Origin of the sequence: Enterococcus asini ATCC 700915, assembly GCF_000407365.1 — a bacterium.
In the GTDB taxonomy this organism is placed as follows: domain Bacteria; phylum Bacillota; class Bacilli; order Lactobacillales; family Enterococcaceae; genus Enterococcus_C; species Enterococcus_C asini.
Genome location: NZ_ASVU01000002.1, coordinates 461,342 through 481,324, shown reverse-complemented (window position 1 = coordinate 481,324; position 19,983 = coordinate 461,342). Strand labels below are relative to the sequence as shown.

Below are 19,983 nucleotides of genomic sequence, written 5' to 3'. Positions count from 1 at the left end.
CATGGAATCCTATATCATGTCAATCGATCAAGGAACAACTTCGTCACGGGCCATTATTTTTGATAAAACCGGTAAGGAGTTTAGCTCGTCCCAAAAAGAGTTTACCCAATACTTCCCTAAACCGGGCTGGGTGGAACACAATCCCAATGAAATCTGGAATTCGGTGCAGTCGGTTATCGCCGGGGCGTTAATTGAAGGGGGCATCCGACCGAATCAAATCGAAGGCATCGGTATTACAAACCAACGAGAAACCTCGATTATTTGGGAAAAAGAGACCGGGCGACCGATTTACAATGCCATTGTCTGGCAATCCAAACAAACCAGTGACATTGCCGACGATTTAAAAGAAAAAGGCTACGGGGAAATGATTCAAAAGAAAACCGGGCTGTTGATCGATTCGTACTTTTCTGCTACTAAAGTGAAATGGATTTTGGATCAAGTGGAAGGTTCTCGTGAACGGGCCCGAAATGGTGAGTTGCTGTTTGGGACCATTGACACGTGGCTCGTTTGGAAATTGACCGGTGGCAAAGTTCACGTAACGGACTATACCAACGCCAGTCGGACCATGATGTTCAATATTTACGATTTGAAATGGGATCAAGAAATTCTTGACCTGTTGGATATTCCAAAAGAACTCTTGCCGGAAGTCAAATCCAACTCGGAAGTCTATGGCCATACGGAAGACTACCATTTCTATGGGAATCAAGTTCCGATTGCCGGGATGGCCGGGGACCAACAAGCCGCGTTGGTCGGGCAATTAGCTTTTGAAAAAGGCATGGTGAAGAATACCTATGGCACCGGGGCCTTTATTGTCATGAATACCGGGGAAGAACCGATTCTTTCCGAAAACGGCTTATTAACTACGATTGGCTATGGCATCGATGGCAAAGTGACCTACGCCTTAGAAGGGAGTATCTTCGTAGCAGGGTCAGCAATCCAATGGCTGCGGGACGGCTTGCGCATGTTCCAAAGCGCTCCGGAATCAGAAGAATACGCCAAGAAAGTCGACAGCAGTGAAAATGTCTACGTGGTACCGGCCTTTACCGGTCTAGGCGCACCTTATTGGGATCAACAAGCACGGGGGGCAATTTTCGGTTTAACCCGGGGAACGACCAAAGAACATTTCATCCGGGCGACATTGGAGTCCTTAGCTTATCAAACAACAGATGTGGTGAAGACCATGTCAAAAGACGCGGGCACGGATATCAAATTATTGCGGGTAGATGGTGGCGCTTCGAAAAACGATCTCTTGATGCAATTCCAAGCAGATATTTTGCAAACCCCGGTAGAACGGGCACCTTATCTGGAAACCACCGCATTAGGCGTGGCTTACTTAGCCGGGTTAGCCGTGGGATACTGGAAAGATATTGATGAAATCAAAAAATTTGCTTCTGACGGAGAGCATTTTGATCCTAAGATGGATCCAGCTGTGACAGAAGACCTTTACGCAGGTTGGCAAGAAGCGGTGCAAGCCACCATGCAATTTAAACACATTCCTAAAGGCACGAGTGATGCGGAAGAGTAGACAGTAAGAAAAGTAGACAACACCATAAAGAATAGGAGGAAAATCAATGGATACCAGTACGACGACACAAGTAATCGGTGAAATCATCGGGACGCTGATCTTAGTTTTGTTAGGTGATGGGGTTGTGGCTGGGGTTAGTTTGCGCAAATCAAAAGCAGAAGGCGCCGGCTGGGTTGCGATTACTTTAGGCTGGGGCGCTGGGGTGACCATTGGGGCGTATGCAGCTGGATACATGTCCTTTGCCCATTTGAATCCGGCCGTAACCATTGGGATGGCCATTGCAGGTAATATTGGCTGGAACATGGTGGTGCCTTATATCTTAGGCCAAATGATTGGCGCAATTCTCGGGGCTATCTTGCTTTACATTCATTATTACCCTCACTGGAAAGAAACAGAAGATCCCGCAGCAATTTTGGGAACTTTTGCAACAGGGCCCGCGATTCGTAGCTTAGGCGCCAACTTAATCAGTGAAATCATCGGTACCTTTATGTTGGTCTTTGCCCTTTTGGCTTTTGGTATGAACAAGTTTGGGGAAGGCTTAAATCCAATCGCAGTCGGGATTTTGATTTTGGTTATTGGGTTGTCTCTTGGTGGGACTACCGGCTATGCAATTAATCCGGCTCGAGACTTAGGACCGCGCCTGGCCCACGCTTTCTTGCCGATTCCCAATAAAGGCGATTCTGATTGGGGCTATGCTTGGGTTCCTGTCTTAGGCCCAATCATCGGTGGGAGTTTAGCAGCGTTATTGTTTATGGCTTTACCAATTTAACGGCTTAAGGGTGATTCTTAGGAGTTGCCCTTTCAAGTGTTTATTACAGGAGGAATTACCATGAAGAAAATTATCAATGCGCCAAAAGATGTTGTGGAAGAAATGGTGGCCGGCCTGGTGGGGGCTTATCCGGATTATGTCAAACAGCTGCCAGATACCATGGTGGTGGCTAGAAGTGACGACTACGATCAAGTGGCTTTAGTCAGCGGGGGAGGTAGTGGTCACGAACCGGCTCATGCGGGCTTTGTAGGAGATGGCATGCTAAGCGCAGCAGTTTGCGGGCAGGTTTTTACATCCCCGACACCAGACCAGATTTATGAAGCCATTAAAGCCACAGACAAAGGCAAAGGAACCTTGCTGATTGTAAAAAACTACTCCGGAGATGTGATGAACTTTGATATGGCCAAAGACTTGGCGGCCATGGATGATATCGAAGTCGCATCGGTTTTAGTGGACGATGATATCGCCGTAGAAGACAGTACCTATACCCAAGGGCGCCGGGGAGTTGCGGGAACCGTTCTTGTGCATAAGATTCTCGGTAGTTTGGCAAAAGAAGGCAAGCCCTTGGCAGAATTAGCCGAATACGGCACCGCTTTAGTACAAGATATTAAAACCGTGGGGGTAGCGTTGTCTGGGGCAACGGTTCCCGAAGTAGGCAAGCCTGGTTTTGTCTTGGCAGAAGATGAAATGGAATACGGCGTGGGAATCCACGGGGAGCCTGGTTATCGTCGGGAAAAAATCAAACCTTCCAAAGAAATTGCCGCCGAAATCATCGGCAAATTAAAAGCCGAATTTAACTGGCAAAAAGGGGATACCTATGGCTTGTTTGTAAACGGCATGGGCGCCACCCCTTTAATGGAGCTTTTCATCTATTTTAACGATGCGAAAAACATCCTAGCTGAAGAAGGCATCGAGCTCGCTTTTACCAAGGTGGGCAACTATATGACTTCCTTGGATATGGCGGGAGCATCCATTACCATGATCAAACTAGATGACGAACGGACTCGTTTGTTACAAGCGCCGGTCCACACAATTGCTTGGTAGGAGGAATCACTATGTTTACACCGGATAATTTACGCAAAACACTAGAACTATTTAATGAAAAAATCCAAGAGAAAAAGGATTACTTAAGTGAGTTGGATACACCAATCGGGGATGGGGATCATGGAAATAACATGGCCCGGGGGATGACGGCCGTCATGGCTGCGGATCTCTCTGGTGACTTACCCGAAATCTTCAAAGCAGCTGCCATGGCCTTAATCAGTAAAGTCGGCGGTGCATCCGGTCCTCTTTACGGCACGGCGATGATGGAAATGATGAAAGCCAGTAAAGACTCAGCGGATCCAGTGACGCTGTTGAGTGCGGCGATCGCAGGAATCGAAAAACGGGGGAATTCCCAACCGGGACAAAAAACCATGTTGGACTTGTGGGTGCCAGCAGTAGAAGCATTAAAAACCGACTCACTGACTCCGGAAAAAATCGACGAAATCGTGGAAAAGACCAAAGAGATCAAAGCCACGAAAGGTCGGGCTTCTTATGTGGGCGAGCGCTCCATCGGTCACATCGATCCCGGAGCTATGTCATCCGGGTATCTATTCAAATCAATGATGGAAGCAGGTGTATTTAAATGAGTAGAGGAGTAATTTTAGTTTCCCATACAAAAGAAATTCCAGAAGGCTTGCAACGCCTAATCGGAGAAGTGGCAAAAAATGTACCGATTACGACGGCTGGGGGCTTGGAGGATGGCGGGATTGGCACTTCCATGGAACGCATTAGCCAAGCCATTGAGGAAAATCCCGCCGAGGAACTATTGGCATTTTATGATTTAGGTAGCGCCAAAATGAATCTCGAAATGGCTATCGAAATGACTACGAAAAAAGTGACGCTTTTCGATACGGCCATGGTGGAAAGTGCCTATACCGCCTGTGCTTTACTAGCGGCCGACGCAGCCGAGGAAGAAATCGAGAAGCAATTGGCGGAATTGAAGATCAAATAAGGCTCAGGAGCACTCTGCTGCCGTCTCAAACTGGTAGCGCCAACAAAAAATAATTGCTCCTAGTAAAAAGATATGCTATGCTAATTGTAGCAACTAACAAAGGAGGGATGACTTGATGGTCCGGCAGACAAAAATAACGAGGTCTCAAAATCAAATCGGGTATTTCATTAGTTTTTGTCATGCCATTATTTTCAAATAAGTGTCAAATGGGGAAGTCTGCCCAAAATCGCAACATTATTTGAAAATAGTAACCTGACCATGAAGTAATCTCGTCGTAAAAGTTCGCACATAAATAACGAGGTCATGGGACTTACCATGACCTTTTTTCGCGCTTTTTGCGGATCATTCCTCGGTCAGTCAGGAGGAAATTATGTACATTCAAGGAAAAGAACTCACGAAAAATTTTGGCACTACACCGGTCTTTGACAAAATCGACTTGACGATCAATCCTGGAGATAAAATCGGCTTGGTCGGCCATAACGGCTGTGGGAAAAGCACTCTACTCCGTTTGTTAACCGGAGAAGAAGGCTTACCCAGTGGCACGATTGCTTGGCAAAAAGGATTGACCATCGGCTACGTGCCGCAGAAGCTTGCTCAGACGAATCACTCAGTACAGGCGTATCTTTTGAATAGTTTTCCAGAAATTGAAGCGCTCGCCCAAGAAATGCGGCGAGTGGAAGCATTGATGGCAGATCCAGACAATGATTTGGAACGCTTGTTGAGCCACTATGGTCGCTTGCAAAGTGACTATGAAGCCGCCGGAGGATACACCTTAGAAGACCGGATAACCGGGACGATGAAAGGTTTAGGTCTGGGAGATAAGCTAGGGACTTTAGTCAGTGATTTAAGTGGTGGCCAACGAGTTCGGGTAGAATTAGCTCGGGTATTGACGACTAACGCTCAGGTTCTGCTCTTAGACGAACCTACCAATCATTTAGATTTATCGGGGATTGCTTGGTTGGAGAGTTATTTAGCTCATACGAAGCAAGCCTATCTGGTGATCTCTCATGACCGCCAGTTTTTGGACAATGTCACCAACCGTATCTTGGAAATCGAAGGAGAGGAATTAATCGCCTATCCGGGAAATTACAGTCGCTACCGGGGGTTAAAAGCAGAACGACTAGCGGCTTTGCAAAAGAGTTTTGATTTGCAGCAAAAGGAATGCCAGCGTCTGAAGCTTCAGATTCGCCGCTATCGCCAATGGGCCCAAGAAGGGGATAATGATGCTTTCTTTAAGAAAGCCAAAGAACTGGAACGGCGACTTGCGAAATTACAAGAACAGCTTAAAAATCCTCCACAACCACCGAAAAAACGCTTAGGCAAACTCCAAGTGGCGGAGCGTTCCGGCAGTGAAGTGGTTACGGCCACAGCTATTGGCAAGTTTGTCGGGGACAATCTGCTCTTTTGCAATACGAGTTTTACGTTATATTGCAAGGAGCGAGTAGCGCTTGTAGGGGACAATGGCAGTGGGAAAACGACTTTGCTCCGGTGTCTTACAGGAGAGCTTGCCTTAGACGAAGGAACCTTAACTCTTGGCGCCAATGTGAAGGTAGGCTATTTGCCGCAAAAGCTGGTCTTTGCTAACCCTACTCAACGTCTTTTGGAATATGTAGAGGAGTTTCTTCCCATTGATAAGTCCCGAAGCACACTAGCTCGTCACGGTTTTTATGCCGAAGATGTCACCAAGCGGATTCAAGACTTGTCCGGTGGGGAACAAATGCGCCTTTATTTGCTTCGGCTGTTGCAAGAGCGGGTGAATTTCTTGATCTTAGACGAACCTACGAATCATTTGGACATTTACGGCAAAGAAGAGCTAGAAGAACTGTTGCAAGGCTATCAAGAAACCTTACTAGTCGTCTCCCACGATCGCCATTTCTTACGGAAAGTCTGCCAGATGTGCTTAGTGATTCAAGAAGGACAAATTCAAAAAGAATCCTTTTAAGTTTTTTACTAAGACGCTTCTGAGAAGTTAGGGAAACTGGTACAATAAATGTAACGAAACTATTGGAGGATACAGGATGCAATCTCGCTTTAAAAATTCGAAACTATTTTTCTGGACCGCAGAATGGGTCTTAATCATTATCGGGAGCTTCTTCTTACTGCAAATGCGGAGCTTTCTCAGACCAGTCTTAACCATGGCGTCTACCATTATTTTGCCTTTGTTTGTGGCTGGCTTTCTCTACTATATGTTTGACCCTTTAGTTCGGTGGCTGGAAAAACGGGGACTTTCCCGCATGGTGAGTTTTTTAATCGTTTTTGCTGCCGTGGTGATTTTCCTGGTGCTGTTGATTATGAATGTGGTGCCGCAACTGGTGGAGCAATCGGTGCAACTGACCCAGTCCTTGCCTAGCTATGCAGAAAAAGCCAATGACTGGTTGATTGATCTCAGCCAACAAGAAGACTTCCGTAATTTCAATATCGAACAACAGTTGGAAAATATGAATCTAACCTTGAACAATATCATTAACTGGTTAATCACCAGTGTGACTACGAGCCTTAGTCATATCTTGTCCGCTTTAACGAAGTTTTTCGTCTTGTTGTTCACGGTACCTTTTATCTTGATTTTCATGTTTAAAGACGGCCATCGCTTTATGAATAGCCTGGATGTCTTCTTTCCCCAATCTTTGCGCAGTGAATTGCGGGCTACCGTGAAGGATTTGAATAATACATTGTCTGCTTATATCAGTAGCACCATGTTGGATGCGGTGATTATCGGGGTTATGAGTTTTATCGCCATGACGATTTTCAAACAACCTTATAGTCTACTGTTGGCCTTTATCTGTGGGTTAACCAATATCATTCCTTATGTGGGGCCATTTATTGGGGCGGTGCCCGCGGTGATTGTAGGTCTGTTCGTCTCACCATGGCAAGCCTTGTATATGGCCTTGTCTATCTTGGTGATTCAGCAATTGGACGGTAACGTGATTAAACCATTGTTATTCGGTAAAACTTTGAATATCCATCCGATTACCATTATTTTGGTCTTATTAGGCGCCGGCAGCGTCTTTGGAATCTTTGGAATGTTGGTGTGCATCCCTGTGTATGCTGTTATCAAAACCTTAATCATCAACGGCCGTAAGATTTACTTGCTACGAAAGCAAGAAAACAGCATCTTAACCGATAATCGAGAGGAATAAGAAACGGGTTTAAAGGAGGGAATTTCATGAAGTTAGCGGAAGATAATCTAAAACGTCTGACTAAAAAAGAACAGCAAGTGAAGTCTGCTAAAATCATGGCAGTTCTAAAGTACTCCGCCAATCAACCAAAAACCCGAGAAGCTAAAAAAGCCGCTCTTTTACAGAAATATGAAGATCAGCGGGGCGGGTTTAAAATAGGCAAAATCTAGTCAAATCATAAATCATTTAAAAAGCAGGTACCTTTTTTATCAACGGATAAGGAAGGCACCTGCTTTTTTAGTATTGCGCTTCTTCTACCAGTACTATCTGCTGCTTTAGAAAAAAGGGGACTTTTGACAATGAATGAAAGCCGTGCTATTCTTTTCATGAGAATTGACAGGACGATAGAAAAGATACGCATCAAAAGCTGTAGGCGGGGCAGTAGCGTCTACGGCATTTTTTTACGGTTACTAGAAATGAGGAAAACATGTTAACTTTGGAAAATATCACCCAACAGTTTGGGGATAAAATACTTTATGAAAATATCAGCGCGCAAATTAATCGCGGGGAACACGTAGGCTTAATCGGACGCAATGGTGCGGGAAAAAGTACTTTGATCAAAATCATCACCGGCGAAATCTTGCCAGATGATGGTCGAGTGCTCTTTCCCAAGAACCTGCACTTAGGCTATTTGGATCAATACGTGAATGTAGCAGATGGCATCACCATTCAAGGTTTTCTAGAAACGGCCTTTGCTGCTGATTTTGCCAAAGAAGCACGGATTGGTGAGCTGTATGGAGAGTACGGTGAAAGTTTGGACGATCGTCTCTTAGAACAAGCCGGTCAGCTGCAAAACGAGCTGGATCAAGGGGAGTTTTACCAGATGCAGACGATTATTGACGAATTGGCTACCGGGCTAGGGATTTCCGTCTTGGGGATGGATACGAAGATGAGCAACCTCAGTGGGGGGCAACGTTCCAAGATCATCCTAGCGAAAATGTTACTGGAAAAACCGGACTTATTAATTCTAGATGAACCAACAAACCACTTAGATGACAACCACGTGGCTTGGCTGACTCAGTTTTTGAAGGATTTTTCTGGGACCTTTCTCGTGGTATCCCATGACCGGGAATTTCTCAATGAAATTACCACCCATATTTTAGACATCGAGTTTGGGAAACTGTCTAAGTACACGGGAAATCTGACCCGGGCTTTGAAACAAAAAGAGTTGCAACAAGAAACCTACTTACGGCAATATGAAGCTCAGAAAGAACACATAAAAAAAACTGAGGCATATATTCGCAAATACAAAGCCGGTTCCCGCTCCACTATGGCGAAGAGCCGGGAGAAACAATTAGCGAAAATCGAGCGTTTGACGCCGCCTAGTGATGCACCAAAACCGCATATTAGCTTTGATTACGCGCCGATTGTTACGACCTTGGCTTTGGAGACGGATCAGTTGGTGATTGGCTACGACCGACCTTTGTTGGCGCCAATTAATTTGACCATTCGCTATGGGGAAAAAATCGCCATTCGTGGATTTAACGGTATCGGGAAATCCACGTTGATCAAGACCCTTTTAGGGATGATTCCCGCTTTAGATGGAGAGTATCATTTCCCGGAAAAGACAGCCTTTAACTATTTCTCTCAAGAATTGGCTTGGGAAAATCCCTTACAGACACCCTTGCAGTACTTAAGTGATCACTTCCCGAAAGCTTCTATCAAAGAATTACGTCAACACCTGTCTCGGGCAGGCTTGACCAGTGAGTTGGTACAAGAATCATTGAAGTACCTCAGTGGTGGGGAGCAAACCAAAGTCAAATTGGCCGAAATGACCATGAAAAAATGCAACTTCTTGATTCTTGATGAACCAACGAACCACATTGACCAAGAATCCAAGGAAAACTTACAAGAAACTTTAGCCGCTTTCCCGGGAACCGTCTTACTGGTGTCCCACGAAAATAGCTTTTACGAAGACTTTGTCGACCGGGTAATCGAACTAAGCGCATAAGGAGTGTGTAAAATGAAAGAGATTCAATTTATCGCCACCGATATGGACCATACGTTATTGACCAGTGATGGGCAATTGCCTCCGGGGCTGATTGCTACTGTGAAAGAACTCAAACAACAAGGTATCACTTTTGCGGCAGCCAGTGGTCGCCCTTTGTATACTTTACTAGAGACTTTTTCCGAGTTGCGCCATGACATGAGTTTTATCGCGGATAATGGGGGCTTGATTTTGCATCAAGGCGAAATCATCTTTAACAGTGAGCTACCTCAAACGGACTATCAAAAAATGGTGAACTTCGCCAAAGAATCTTCCGGGATTCCTATCGTTTGTGGGATGGATGCGGCGTATATTGAAAAACGCCACCAAAACTACGAACAGGTATATCGCACCTTTTACTCCCAAATTCAGTTTGTGGAGGACTTAAGCGAGGTGGCGGTTACCGCAGACAAGTTTACCTTGTACTTCCCGGAACAAAACAGTCGAGAAAACTTTGCTGAAATCTTTGATCCAGCTTTTGGTAGCGACTATTCCGTGGTAGTCAGTGGTCCAGAATGGATCGATATTATGAACAAAGGTGTCGATAAAGGGACTGCCATGTCGATTATGAGTGAAAAGTTGGCGATTTCCTTTGACCAAATGATGGCCTTTGGGGATACTTACAATGATATTGGCATGTTAAAACAAGTAGGCCACAGCTATATTATGGCCAACGGGACACCGGAAGTCGCTCAGTATGCCAAATTCACCGCCCCTTCAAATGACGAATACGGGGTGCTACAAGTTTTAAATCAAGTTTTGGCAGCGAAAGAAACCTAATCATTCAGCTATCCTTTGACGAATGCTTGCCTAAAGGATATGCTATAAGTGCAAAAAAACACATCCCGGTTGGTAGTCCGGGAGCGCGAACATTGCGTCAGTAACCTTCCCTCCAGGTCGTCCGTTGCAATCTTTACAAAGGAGGGGTCATCATGAAACTAACTGTTTATTTTGATGGCAGCTTTTGGTGTGGTTTAATGGAAGCGGAAGACGCTGGTACGATTCGCGTTTTCAAACACGTTTTTGGCTCAGAACCAAAGGATGAAGAAGTTTGGGACTTTGTTGCCAATCACTTACTGGAAAGACTCGATCAGGTTCCAGCGGTGCCTTTTAGCACTAGAGAGACAACTCATCGGATTAATCCAAAACGATTGCAGCGCTTAGTGAACCGGGAAAAAGCGAAACCAGTCACTTCCACGAAATCTCAAGTAGCCTTGCAGGAATCACGAGAAATCTTGAAGTCTGCCAAGAAGCAAAAGACAAAACGCCAAAAGCAAGCAGAGAAGCAACGCCGCTTTTTGCAGCAACAGGCCAAAAAATTACAAAAGAAAAAAGGCCACTAAGGCTTCTAAAAAAAGTTTCTTATCCATTTGGGTAAGAAACTTTTTTTGATTCTAATTGCCTGTAAGTGGCGACCTTTGCTATCATAAAAGGATAGAGCAAATGGGGGAGGGAGTTAAGTGAAAAAACTACAAATCTTTGCTTTTGTAATGGCTTTTTTCAGTTTAGTCGGTGCTGGGGGCGCACTGATTCCAGGAGCTGCGGAGAGTATGGGGGTTTCACCGGAATTATTGATTCATGCACCTTTTCAGACATTTTTGATTCCGGGGCTTTTTCTGTTATTCATTCTATTTGGAGGGAATTTGTTAAGCGGATTGCTCTTACTTAGGCAAAACGCTGCTGGAGCTTATCTACTCGCTGTTATGGGGGGTATCACGATTCTCTGGATTTTGGCTCAATGGGTATTCATGTGGGCAATTTTTCCGATTCAAGTTCTGTTTTTATTACTAGCATTCGGACAATTGCTCCTAGCCTGGCGCTATATCCGCCATACAAACTTGCCATTACCTTTTGCCGCCAAAGAAAATTAATAAATAGAAAACAGGATAAAAAGGAGTAAGGGATGATTACAGAGTTAGAACGAAAATTAACAGAAGACCAACCGAGCTATCAAGATCAGGAGGTCGCTTGGCTATTAGCACATATTGGTAATCCGGATGCTGTGGTACGAGATGATATTGTTTATGCCACATTTGCCACAGGATTGAAAAAAGGCAGCTTCACTCCGGATCAGTTTCGCTTTTTAGTAGCGCAAACCTTGGAAAAAGACTTATTGTTTTATCGATTAGACCAAGGTTTACCGGCTTCGTTGACTAGGACGTTTACCGCATTGCTCTGTGGACTATTGATTCAAGCAGACGGCAAGTCGCCTTTCTATCAAGGATTGATGACCGAATCTCAGCGACAGTCTTTTTTTGATGCGGCAAGCGCTTATTTGGAAAAAGAAAATGATTTTACCGGGTATGTGGAACCATACGAATGGGTTCACGCTTTTGCCCACGGAGGCGATTTTTTAAGAAATTGTCTGCTTCATCCGGATTTTCCTGAAGCGAATCAACTAAATGCACTAAAAGCCATTTCTGGTGTCTTTTTAAGATTGCCTGCTTATTTTGTGACTGGGGAAGAACGTCGTTTGGCCGCTGCTGTTTATCAACCGCTATTACAGGGCTGTTTGTCTCAAGAAACGGTAGTCCGCTGGCTTGATCAGGTGCATTTCCCGATTGATACATTAAAGGATCGCATGCGCTTAGCGTGTTTTGAAAACTTCTTAGCGGCTCTTTACTTTCATGTAGTAGAACAAGTGAAGCTTACTCCGGAACTAAAAGAGTGTCTTATGCGTTACTTGCGGGATTATTAAGCGCTAAATGGGACATAACCAATTCAAACAAGTGGTAGGAGATAGGATACTCAGGAATCGGTGTAAAAGCACTTGTTAATAAAGATGGCGCTTTCATAAAAACAAGACAAATCGAGGTTTGCAACGACTGATAAAGTTAACGATAAGTAGCAAGCACTCAACTGATACTGGTTGGGTGCTTTTTGCTGTTTAATTATTTTGATGCTAAGTCAATCTTCGTTACTATTAATAAGAAGTGCGTATTTATAGGTATACGCATTAAATCTCGTGAAGATCGATTAACGGGATTTTTGCAGTCAAAGTGACAAAGAAACGTTTAGGAGGATTTTTCTATGAAAATTACCAATACAGATGGCATGTGGGAATTAGTTGGTATGGAATTGGCTTTGCTGGTGATTATCGGGCTGTTGGTGTATGCATTATTAGGAAAACGTAAAGGAATATATTCCTGGGAAAAACAAAAAGGCGCAAAATCTGCACCGGTAATTATTGCTATTATAGCCTTGATTGTTTTTAGCATTTACTTAGGAATGTATCTGTACGATTGCAACGTGATAAAATTCTGGTAAATTAACTATAAAGTGAGTTTTAATGGGGATATTTGGGTATGAGGTAAGCAATGAACAGAGGATTTTAAGCTTATTAGAACTTAGGAGTGCTTATTTCTCAGAGTTAACTTCCTTTAATATATATTATGTAAACTAGAATATAGAATTTTTGCTATTGCTGTTCGATTGCATGATTCCGGCACTCCCCTGTTGTATAGCGCTCATTCTTACTTGATAAGTAAAAGTCCGTCAAAATAAGCCATAGATTCGCGATTTTTATCGCATAATACCGTTAATAATTACCACTATCAGTATTTTTTATCAGTATTTTTGCGCAGTTTTTCGGCAAATTGAACTCAAATTAACCAAGAAAGCTTTAGACAATTATTGGTCGTCTAGTAAATAATACAGCATGCGTTCAGGATCGTCTATAAAGAGAGTTTCATGTCTTGGTACGCATCTGTTTCTTGATAAGTAACTGTTTGAAGCGTTCCTTGCTTGATTTGGTAAATGCTTGCTTGAGTTGCGGCTAATAATACCGGCGAATGTGTGGCGATGATAAATTGACAGTTTTGCTGACTTAACGTGATGATTTCCTTTAGCAAAGTCATTTATCTGGAAACCGACAAGCCGGACTCTGGTTCATCTAATAAATATTGGCCGTTTTTCGTAAAACGATTCGTGACAATCGACAAAACGCCTTCTCCGTGAGAAAGTTCGTGGAGCATTCGGTTCCCATAAAATGCATCTAAAGCCAAGTCTTGAACCGCGGAAGCCAGATAGATTGTAATAACTCTCAGCTCTTAGGAAAAACATCGTCTTAGGCAATATACCTTGTCGTACTAAGGTCATGTGCTCATGGAGTTCTGAGTGGGAATCGTAAGTAGAAAAATTGAAATTCTTGGTTCCCCCTTCAGGATTCATGCCTAGAGCAAGTGCTATTCCTTCAAGCAAAGTCGATTTGCCAGAGCCATTTTCTCCAGCTAGAAAAGTAATCGGCTGAGAAAACGGCAAAGGCTGGTTTGAGTGGAGTAAGTTTTTGATTATGGGCAAGGAAAAAGGATAGTCCTCAAGTGCTGCTTGGTTGCTATTGATTTTAACCGCTTTTAGATACATGAACTCCCCTCCTATTAAACTAGTTTAGTCTCTTTAATAGCAACCAGTCGTGCTGTTGGTCACTCCCCACGTAAAAGTCGTGGGCACCGACCTTTTTAAACCCATTTTTTTTATAAAATGCTTTGGCTCTTTCGTTGTGTTCCCAGACGCCTAACCAGATAGCTTGTTTCGCTTGTCGGATTGCTTCTTTTTCGGCAAATTGGAGCAATTTCTGACCGTAACCGTGACGTAGATGCTTTGATCGAATATAGATTCGTTCGACTTCTAGGGCATTTTCGGCTAAGTCTTCGCTTTGCGCGCGATTGATATTTAGCTTTAGATAACCGAAAATTTCGTCACCTGATTTCAAAAAATAAAAAGAACTCTCAGGATTTTGCAATTCTTTTCCGAGCTTTTCTGGCGCGTATGCTTGTTCTAAAAAGCGATCCATATCAGCCTGGCTGCTATAGGGGGAAAATGTATCCCAAAATGTCTCGCGGCTAATGGCAATCAATGGTTCTAAGTCTGCCAAGGTACATTTGGTAATTTGTAGATTTGTCATAGTGTCTCCTTTTATCTGAAACTCAATATTCACGGTGCTGGCCTTTTTTGACCAATTGCCAATCTTTGTCGATGTTTTCTCGAATGTGTTGCAAAAATCCTGTCAACGTGGCAACTTCATCCTTTGTCAGACCGGCTAACGCTTGTTTTTCCGAATAGCGGTTTTCTCGCTGAATAAAATCGGCGGCTTCCTGTCCTTTTGCTGTCACGTATAAGATTTGGCTTTTCTTATTATGAGCTAGCTGGTGCTTTTCGATAAAGCCTTGCTTTGTCAGCTTCTGTAAGGCTCTAGAGCACGTACTAGCATCCACCCGCAACAATTGGGCTAAGTGTTCCGGGATGATTCCAGGATTTTCCTGAATCCGTACCAGATATAGGTATTGCCCTTTTGTTAAGTCCAGTTCTTTGAATTCTAGATTGGAAATCCCGTCTAGCGCTCGGGCAATGGAGCCAATCTCTCGTAAGACTTCACTCATAAGCTCCCCTCTTTTCTTGGATTCAGTTTACTCTGATATAGTTGCAAATGCAACTATATTTTTTTAGATTTATTGTCTTTTCCTGAAATTACGTTCCCAGTGGTTGCCTTCTGTTTGCGAAAAGGCTACATTTAGCATAGTAATTTTTCAATGAAAGGTGTCGATATCCTTGGCTCATCCCTTCCGGCGGACGCTATACAGTTTTTTAGTCGTTGCCGCTACCGGTGCTAGTTTATGGCAAGCGTGGCAATCCTATGAAAATCAGCCCCTCCTCTCCTCTACTACAAAGGCTCCCCAAGGCCCTCAAAGTGAGTTGCCCAATACGGTTACGGCGGAGCCTATTGCGTACACGCTGCAAAATAAAAAACTCTATCTGACCTTTGATTCTGGTGCGAACTGGCAGCAAGTACCGGCAACGATGGCGGAGTTTTTTTGTGGCGAATACGCTACGGCTAATAGCAACGAACTGCTGCCAGACTCTTATCTTCTGACCCAGGCGAGAAGTGGTTTTCTGATAATAAAAGAGGATCAATTAGTCTGGCTAGAGACAAAAGACCAAGGAGCCTCCTGGCAGGAATACCCTATAGCAGATGTTTCTTATGGATTGCGGTTTCGCCAGATTCAATTTTTGGATGATGATTTTGCAGTCTGCGTGCTATCCGGTGGCCGGGCTATGGGACAAGAAGGTGCTGAAGTTCTCCTTAGTCATGATGCTGCAAAGACTTGGACAGAAGCCGCTGCAACTGGCTTAGGCAATGGTATGCTGGTCACTGCAGCGGGATTTATTTCCCCTGAAGTCGGCTTTGTCAGTCGTAAAAATCAACTTTACGTTACCCAAGATGGCGGAAACAGCTTTGCATTAGCCACCGTTACGGTTCCAGAAAAATATGAGAAAATCTTTGTGTGGCCAGAAGCCCCCTATCTTGAGGGAGACAAATTGTATCTGAGGGTTAATCAAGGAGACTCTGGTGACTACGCTGGCGGTCTGGTAAAAGGCTTATTTGCATCCACGGATCAAGGAAAAACCTTTACCTTTGTCAGAGAGCTCACGGAACAGGAGGTGGCCCAATGAAGAAACAACGTTCTGTTTTGACGACGATAGCTTTTGTCTTGGCCTTTTTATTGCTTTTCATACAAGGGATACTGGCGGTTTTTCGCTACTGGTTTCAGTTGGAATTTAATAATCCTCTGCTTTTTTACGGAATTAACGTTGGGATTGTCTGCCTAGCCACTTTGGCCATCGCCCCTTATATCAATCGCCGGATTCTTTTTGTACTCAGTGGTATTTTGCTCGTTTTACAAGGCTTTGCTATGTATGTGGGAGCTGGCACCCGTAGCATCGCTAGCGAAAGTCCTGATGACACACATCTCTTTATGGTTCAAGCCCAACCCAATGGCCAGTTAACGTATCGTAGAGATTTGTACTATCAAATTCCTCAGTTACAGCGATTTCTCCCGGTACCGAGTCTGACCACTGCCCCTTACAGTCTGTCTGCTAATGGCGGCGGGCTGAACTATCCTTTAGGAGACGATTACAAAATCGATTGGGTGGACGATTATGCCATTTTTAGTTATGAGACTCCAGATGGTGGTTTGGCGCAATACGTGCGCGACTATGATGACAATGGCCAGCAAACCAGTGAAGACTGGATTCCCCAGATTATCAACAACTGGACGGGCAGTGATGCTACTTTAGCAGCTCAAGGTCTTCCTTATGACTTGCGCTTATCTAAGGAAACCGTTGCTCTTAATCCGGATTACCTGGATGTTACTGGTAAGGCGGGGAGTTTTACCGATGAACAAGGCAACGCCCTGGGTACGTTGATCCTCAGTGAGGATGGCAATCAAGTGATCTATGTTCCCGCAAATCCTCGGCAAAAGACAACCTACACGATGACTACAGTGAATAAAGACTAACAAATAGGGGCTCCTGTTATCAGGGAGTCCCTATTTGTTAGTCTGAAAGTAACATCCCCATGGTCTCCAGATGATGCATGATTACGCCCTTGCGAATGACGCCCATTCCAGGGAAACGGTCTTCTTGGTACGCTTTTAGCAAAAGTCTGAGTCCTAAGGTTTCCGGTAAGCGCCCTGCTTTGGCCCAAGAATCAACCTCTCCTATCAGCTGTAAGAACTTTTCTTTTTGCGACAAACGAGCGTCCTCTGGGTCTTCGGGGGAAACAAAGTGATGCACCCGTAGCTCCTGCTCATCCCCGGGATAGACCAGATGCAAGCAGAGATCACGGTCCGGATAGCCTTGGTCATAATAAATCCGGCTATCCAATGAAAAATCCCCGAATCCAGTAAAGCCTTGTTTTTCATAGGTCAAATGACTCCGGGTAAACAGCTCGTCTGGATACTCTCGATAGTAACTATTTCGAGGCAGTCGAGTGAAGGGATCTTGCAACAAAATCAGCCCTTGGGCTTTGATTAACTGGCGTAAAATCCGCATTTCAAAAGGGGCAGCGAATTGGCCATTTCGGTACGCTTCCGGTAAATCTTGCAGCCCTTGAGCAGAGTTAGCAATGTACAAGTCTTCTGGGTGAAAATGCAGCTCTCCTTGATTGGCCGTGATGATATGGGCACGGTGTCCTTGGGCTAATCCTTGCAAAGTCTCTAGTCCGTTCTCCGTTAAGAAGTCTCCAGCTTGGGGATTGTCGATTAAATAAAAAGGCTGGCCCTTTTGCCGGAAGATCTCTAATGTTTGCAGCAAAGTCTTAGACTGTTTGACTGGCTCAATGACTGGAACGATGGTCTTTTTCAGGCGCCCTGCTTTTACCAGTTCTTTCAAAGCTAAAAGGTCAAACTGCTTTCCTCGTAAATATGGATAGTACATGGTTACTCCCCTTCTTCTAAGCGCAATAGCAAGTCCTGGTAGGCTTCTTGATAGGCGGTGAGTTCTTCTTTCAAGGCCTCCGTAGCCTGATCTTGAGTGTCGGCTAAAAAGCGGTCATAGTAGTTCACACCGCCACCGTATAAATCATATTCCGGCTGCCGGCGTTTTAGCTCTTTGTAAAGCTGATCCGTGGCAAAGACCCGTAGCCCCCGCTCTGTTTGTTTGGCCTTACCGACTTCCCGGGCCTGGGAGGTGATTAAGTGATACAACAGCGCTCTTTCATTGACTTGTAACTCCTGGTAACGGGCCTTTTTACCCGAAACCAGATACCCCGGAGTGCTGTGCTCTTCCGGGTTGGCATAACCATGGTACACCAAAACCCCGATGTGCTCAGGAATCTCCTCTGCCACTTGTAGGTAGAGAGCTTCTGGTAAGACGAAGTAATTGTAATGGCCGACAAAAGACAGCTTCGCCGGCGACCGAAAATCCCCCTTGGAGACCTTTAACTCAAAACAGCGCCACTCATAGCTGTCGTCTGGCAGCAATCGGAGGCTTAAGGTGTCCACGATGCCTAAATCATCGGGCATGACCACTTCTTCGACTACCACTTCGCCTTTTTCCCGGCAATAGGCGTATAAGGTTTCTTCTAATGCTAATGTTAATGGGGTTTTCATGAGTTCCTCCTGGTGTCTTGCTAGTAGTCTCATCATAGAACAAACATTCCCCTTTGGCTAGTGAAGTAGGTCTTTTTTAGGATTTTCTAAGACTTCGTTGGTCGCTACTAGCGGACCGTTCCTTTTAAAAAGGCTGTAGCTCGCAAAAATCCCGATTCCGTACTAAAATGCCAGAGGAAGGACGTGATTTGGATGAAAAAGCATCCCCGTGGCCGTTGGAATGACGAACACCTATCTGCCAGCGACCGGCAAAAAAACGAAAAAATTCAAGCAGAGTTTGCGAAGATTCAAACAGAGGAACAAAGTCGCTTAAAAGAGCACTTGGAAACCTTTAATGACGGGGTGATCGCCATTATTATTACCATTATGGTCTTAGAGGTACCCTTGCCTTCTGATGGTCAAACGAGCTATTTGGAATTGATCCGTTCTTTGATCGTCTTTTTAATCAGCTTTTTTATCGTAGCCAACTTCTGGTACCAACACCATCGTACCTTTGGCATGGTAAAACAAGCTACCCGCAGTATCTTATTGACGAACTTTCTTTTTTTGGCGGCGTTATCGGTTCTGCCTTTAATGACCAAGTGGATCATGCAGGAACAAGACAGCCTAGCCATTGTGAATTTTGGGGTCGTGTATTTCGTAGCCAACCTGATGGAATTAATCATGTATCGCTTCGCTTTTTTAAATCTCTTTGGAAAGTCGGAAACGGCCTTTCACTTTTCCAATCGGATTACCATTGCCCGCATTTGGGGGCAGTTACTCTTGAACATCCTTTTGATTTTAATCGCTTTGAAGTGGCCATCGGTAGCCATGGTCTTATACTTAAGCTTACCGATTATTGCCTTTTTCTTCCCGGATCAAACCGGGCTCCGGCGGCAGAAAAAAGTCCGAGTCAAAGCGGCTTTAACCCACGAAGAACACGAAGAACAAACCAAAAACCGAGACTCCGCTGAGAACTAGCGGTGCCTCGGTTTTTTCTTTTAGAGCAATAAGCGATAGTCTTTAAGAAAACTTTCCTCAAAGCGATTCTTTCCTTGTAAGTAACACTTGCCAAACTCATCAATTTGCCCGTGAAAGTCTTGGGCTTCCTCTAAAGAAAAATCAGTCAGGTTCACTTGTTTTGCGAGCGCGGCATAAGTCCCCAGTGGACCGAGCCCTAGTTGACTAAAGAGACGCCGGGCATAGCTATCCGCTACGAAAGCGACTTGGTCAAAGACGTACAAGCGTAAAACATCGGCGGTTTCTGGTCCGATACCGTGAAAGGCCAATAAATGTACCCGGAGCGTTTCCCCTTTTTCTTGCTGAATCCCCTGGTAATCAAAGCCCGCGTCACTGAGTTTTTGCACCAGCTCATAAATCGCCCGGCTTTTATTTTCATAGAATCTACTGGGACGAATCAGTTCTTTGATTTGAGTCCGAGATAAAGCGGCGAGCTTCTCAGGGTGAAACCCGGTGGCAGTTTTTAGATTTTCCAAGGAACGGGCGGCATTTTGCCAGTTGGTATTTTGGACTAAGATGGCTCCTAAAAGGATCTCTTCTTTGCTGTCGGCAGGCCACCAGCCAGAAGGCCCGGCTACCTCTTGCATTCGTTGATACAGCTCTTTTAATGTAATGTCTTGCATCTGTGCTCCTATCTAGAACG

24 protein-coding genes are annotated in these 19,983 nt (G+C 44.6%); 17 read left to right on the top strand and 7 right to left on the bottom strand.

Annotation, left to right across the window (positions count from 1 at the left end):
- Position 1: 1 nt before the first annotated feature.
- The 14 genes from glpK (at position 2) to I579_RS12130 (ending at position 12,720) form a co-directional block, all read left to right on the top strand.
- The gene (gene glpK / locus I579_RS12195) at positions 2-1,525 is read left to right on the top strand and encodes a glycerol kinase GlpK (protein ID WP_010753710.1); all 1,524 of its coding nucleotides are present in this window, start codon (positions 2-4) and stop codon (positions 1,523-1,525) included.
- Between the two features lie 46 nt (positions 1,526-1,571).
- The gene (locus I579_RS12190) at positions 1,572-2,294 is read left to right on the top strand and encodes an MIP/aquaporin family protein (RefSeq protein ID WP_010753709.1); all 723 of its coding nucleotides are present in this window, start codon (positions 1,572-1,574) and stop codon (positions 2,292-2,294) included.
- A 60-nt stretch (positions 2,295-2,354) separates the two neighbouring features.
- The gene (gene dhaK / locus I579_RS12185; RefSeq protein WP_010753708.1) at positions 2,355-3,338 is read left to right on the top strand and encodes a dihydroxyacetone kinase subunit DhaK; all 984 of its coding nucleotides are present in this window, start codon (positions 2,355-2,357) and stop codon (positions 3,336-3,338) included.
- Between the two features lie 11 nt (positions 3,339-3,349).
- On the top strand, positions 3,350-3,925 hold the full coding sequence (dhaL, locus tag I579_RS12180) for a dihydroxyacetone kinase subunit DhaL (protein ID WP_010753707.1): 576 nt from the start codon (positions 3,350-3,352) through the stop codon (positions 3,923-3,925).
- Complete coding sequence (dhaM, locus tag I579_RS12175; protein WP_010753706.1) at positions 3,922-4,290, top strand: dihydroxyacetone kinase phosphoryl donor subunit DhaM; 369 nt, start codon at positions 3,922-3,924, stop codon at positions 4,288-4,290. The genes dhaL and dhaM overlap by 4 nt, the downstream gene beginning before the upstream one ends.
- 370 nt (positions 4,291-4,660) lie before the next feature.
- Positions 4,661-6,232 (top strand): ribosomal protection-like ABC-F family protein, encoded by a 1,572-nt coding sequence (gene abc-f / locus I579_RS12170; RefSeq protein ID WP_010753705.1) that lies wholly within the window; start codon positions 4,661-4,663, stop codon positions 6,230-6,232.
- Positions 6,233-6,308: 76 nt separating this feature from the next.
- Entirely contained in the window at positions 6,309-7,427 is a 1,119-nt protein-coding gene (locus I579_RS12165) for an AI-2E family transporter (RefSeq protein WP_010753704.1), read from the top strand.
- A gap of 26 nt (positions 7,428-7,453) precedes the next feature.
- Positions 7,454-7,636 (top strand): hypothetical protein, encoded by a 183-nt coding sequence (locus I579_RS12160; RefSeq protein ID WP_010753703.1) that lies wholly within the window; start codon positions 7,454-7,456, stop codon positions 7,634-7,636.
- Positions 7,637-7,893: 257 nt separating this feature from the next.
- On the top strand, positions 7,894-9,417 hold the full coding sequence (locus I579_RS12155) for an ABC-F family ATP-binding cassette domain-containing protein (protein WP_010753702.1): 1,524 nt from the start codon (positions 7,894-7,896) through the stop codon (positions 9,415-9,417).
- A gap of 12 nt (positions 9,418-9,429) precedes the next feature.
- Entirely contained in the window at positions 9,430-10,233 is an 804-nt protein-coding gene (locus I579_RS12150) for an HAD family hydrolase (protein ID WP_010753701.1), read from the top strand.
- Positions 10,234-10,385: 152 nt separating this feature from the next.
- Positions 10,386-10,796 carry a YjdF family protein gene (locus I579_RS12145; protein WP_010753700.1) on the top strand — a complete coding sequence of 137 codons (411 nt, stop codon included), beginning with the start codon at positions 10,386-10,388 and terminating at the stop codon, positions 10,794-10,796.
- A 117-nt stretch (positions 10,797-10,913) separates the two neighbouring features.
- Positions 10,914-11,324, top strand: a complete 411-nt coding sequence (locus I579_RS12140) for a hypothetical protein (protein ID WP_010753699.1) — start codon at positions 10,914-10,916, stop codon at positions 11,322-11,324.
- 32 nt (positions 11,325-11,356) lie between these two features.
- Entirely contained in the window at positions 11,357-12,151 is a 795-nt protein-coding gene (locus I579_RS12135; protein WP_010753698.1) for a DUF2785 domain-containing protein, read from the top strand.
- 332 nt (positions 12,152-12,483) lie between these two features.
- A complete protein-coding gene (locus I579_RS12130) occupies positions 12,484-12,720 on the top strand; it encodes a hypothetical protein (RefSeq protein WP_010753697.1) in 237 nt (78 codons plus the stop codon).
- Positions 12,721-13,127: 407 nt separating this feature from the next.
- Here the strand turns inward: I579_RS12130 and I579_RS13025 are convergent, their stop codons facing one another.
- The 4 genes from I579_RS13025 to I579_RS12115 are packed head-to-tail and all read right to left on the bottom strand — an operon-like array spanning position 13,128 to position 14,831.
- Positions 13,128-13,304, bottom strand: a complete 177-nt coding sequence (locus I579_RS13025; RefSeq protein ID WP_233419279.1) for a hypothetical protein — start codon at positions 13,302-13,304, stop codon at positions 13,128-13,130.
- 37 nt (positions 13,305-13,341) lie between these two features.
- Positions 13,342-13,815 (bottom strand): AAA family ATPase, encoded by a 474-nt coding sequence (locus I579_RS13020; RefSeq protein WP_010753696.1) that lies wholly within the window; start codon positions 13,813-13,815, stop codon positions 13,342-13,344.
- Between the two features lie 19 nt (positions 13,816-13,834).
- Positions 13,835-14,356: a GNAT family N-acetyltransferase gene (locus I579_RS12120; protein WP_010753695.1), complete on the bottom strand. Its 522-nt coding sequence runs from the start codon at positions 14,354-14,356 to the stop codon at positions 13,835-13,837.
- A gap of 22 nt (positions 14,357-14,378) precedes the next feature.
- Positions 14,379-14,831 (bottom strand): MarR family winged helix-turn-helix transcriptional regulator, encoded by a 453-nt coding sequence (locus I579_RS12115; RefSeq protein WP_010753694.1) that lies wholly within the window; start codon positions 14,829-14,831, stop codon positions 14,379-14,381.
- Between the two features lie 169 nt (positions 14,832-15,000).
- On the opposite strand from I579_RS12115, the gene I579_RS12110 reads away from it, so the two are divergent.
- Both I579_RS12110 and I579_RS12105 read left to right on the top strand, forming a co-directional pair.
- A complete protein-coding gene (locus I579_RS12110; RefSeq protein ID WP_010753693.1) occupies positions 15,001-15,903 on the top strand; it encodes a WD40/YVTN/BNR-like repeat-containing protein in 903 nt (300 codons plus the stop codon).
- Positions 15,900-16,748 (top strand): hypothetical protein, encoded by an 849-nt coding sequence (locus I579_RS12105; RefSeq protein WP_010753692.1) that lies wholly within the window; start codon positions 15,900-15,902, stop codon positions 16,746-16,748. Before I579_RS12110 ends, I579_RS12105 begins: the two co-directional genes overlap by 4 nt.
- 37 nt (positions 16,749-16,785) lie before the next feature.
- On the opposite strand, the gene I579_RS12100 is transcribed toward I579_RS12105, so the two are convergent.
- Together I579_RS12100 and I579_RS12095 are read right to left on the bottom strand one after the other, a co-directional pair.
- A complete protein-coding gene (locus I579_RS12100) occupies positions 16,786-17,667 on the bottom strand; it encodes a sce7725 family protein (protein ID WP_010753691.1) in 882 nt (293 codons plus the stop codon).
- 2 nt (positions 17,668-17,669) lie between these two features.
- Complete coding sequence (locus tag I579_RS12095) at positions 17,670-18,341, bottom strand: hypothetical protein (protein WP_010753690.1); 672 nt, start codon at positions 18,339-18,341, stop codon at positions 17,670-17,672.
- Between the two features lie 192 nt (positions 18,342-18,533).
- Here I579_RS12095 and I579_RS12090 point away from each other — a divergent pair, with 192 nt between their 5' ends.
- Positions 18,534-19,301 (top strand): TMEM175 family protein, encoded by a 768-nt coding sequence (locus I579_RS12090; protein WP_010753689.1) that lies wholly within the window; start codon positions 18,534-18,536, stop codon positions 19,299-19,301.
- Between the two features lie 20 nt (positions 19,302-19,321).
- Here the strand turns inward: I579_RS12090 and I579_RS12085 are convergent, their stop codons facing one another.
- Complete coding sequence (locus tag I579_RS12085) at positions 19,322-19,963, bottom strand: endonuclease III domain-containing protein (protein WP_010753688.1); 642 nt, start codon at positions 19,961-19,963, stop codon at positions 19,322-19,324.
- Between the last annotated feature and the right edge of the window lie 20 nt (positions 19,964-19,983).

Excerpts from the sequence above, each read along its gene's own strand:
- I579_RS12090 (WP_010753689.1), top strand. The coding sequence starts at position 18,534 with ATGAAAAAGCATCCCCGTGGCCGTTGGAATGACGAACACCTATCTGCC.
- dhaK (WP_010753708.1), top strand. The coding sequence starts at position 2,355 with ATGAAGAAAATTATCAATGCGCCAAAAGATGTTGTGGAAGAAATGGTG.
- I579_RS12105 (WP_010753692.1), top strand. The coding sequence starts at position 15,900 with ATGAAGAAACAACGTTCTGTTTTGACGACGATAGCTTTTGTCTTGGCC.
- I579_RS12085 (WP_010753688.1), bottom strand. The coding sequence starts at position 19,963 with ATGCAAGACATTACATTAAAAGAGCTGTATCAACGAATGCAAGAGGTA.
- I579_RS12130 (WP_010753697.1), top strand. The coding sequence starts at position 12,484 with ATGAAAATTACCAATACAGATGGCATGTGGGAATTAGTTGGTATGGAA.
- dhaL (WP_010753707.1), top strand. The coding sequence starts at position 3,350 with ATGTTTACACCGGATAATTTACGCAAAACACTAGAACTATTTAATGAA.
- I579_RS12155 (WP_010753702.1), top strand. The coding sequence starts at position 7,894 with ATGTTAACTTTGGAAAATATCACCCAACAGTTTGGGGATAAAATACTT.
- I579_RS12120 (WP_010753695.1), bottom strand. The coding sequence starts at position 14,356 with ATGACAAATCTACAAATTACCAAATGTACCTTGGCAGACTTAGAACCA.
- I579_RS12100 (WP_010753691.1), bottom strand. The coding sequence starts at position 17,667 with ATGTACTATCCATATTTACGAGGAAAGCAGTTTGACCTTTTAGCTTTG.
- dhaM (WP_010753706.1), top strand. The coding sequence starts at position 3,922 with ATGAGTAGAGGAGTAATTTTAGTTTCCCATACAAAAGAAATTCCAGAA.
- abc-f (WP_010753705.1), top strand. The coding sequence starts at position 4,661 with ATGTACATTCAAGGAAAAGAACTCACGAAAAATTTTGGCACTACACCG.
- I579_RS12165 (WP_010753704.1), top strand. The coding sequence starts at position 6,309 with ATGCAATCTCGCTTTAAAAATTCGAAACTATTTTTCTGGACCGCAGAA.
- I579_RS12160 (WP_010753703.1), top strand. The coding sequence starts at position 7,454 with ATGAAGTTAGCGGAAGATAATCTAAAACGTCTGACTAAAAAAGAACAG.
- I579_RS12145 (WP_010753700.1), top strand. The coding sequence starts at position 10,386 with ATGAAACTAACTGTTTATTTTGATGGCAGCTTTTGGTGTGGTTTAATG.
- glpK (WP_010753710.1), top strand. The coding sequence starts at position 2 with ATGGAATCCTATATCATGTCAATCGATCAAGGAACAACTTCGTCACGG.
- I579_RS12095 (WP_010753690.1), bottom strand. The coding sequence starts at position 18,341 with ATGAAAACCCCATTAACATTAGCATTAGAAGAAACCTTATACGCCTAT.
- I579_RS13020 (WP_010753696.1), bottom strand. The coding sequence starts at position 13,815 with ATGTATCTAAAAGCGGTTAAAATCAATAGCAACCAAGCAGCACTTGAG.
- I579_RS12135 (WP_010753698.1), top strand. The coding sequence starts at position 11,357 with ATGATTACAGAGTTAGAACGAAAATTAACAGAAGACCAACCGAGCTAT.
- I579_RS12190 (WP_010753709.1), top strand. The coding sequence starts at position 1,572 with ATGGATACCAGTACGACGACACAAGTAATCGGTGAAATCATCGGGACG.
- I579_RS12150 (WP_010753701.1), top strand. The coding sequence starts at position 9,430 with ATGAAAGAGATTCAATTTATCGCCACCGATATGGACCATACGTTATTG.
- I579_RS12115 (WP_010753694.1), bottom strand. The coding sequence starts at position 14,831 with ATGAGTGAAGTCTTACGAGAGATTGGCTCCATTGCCCGAGCGCTAGAC.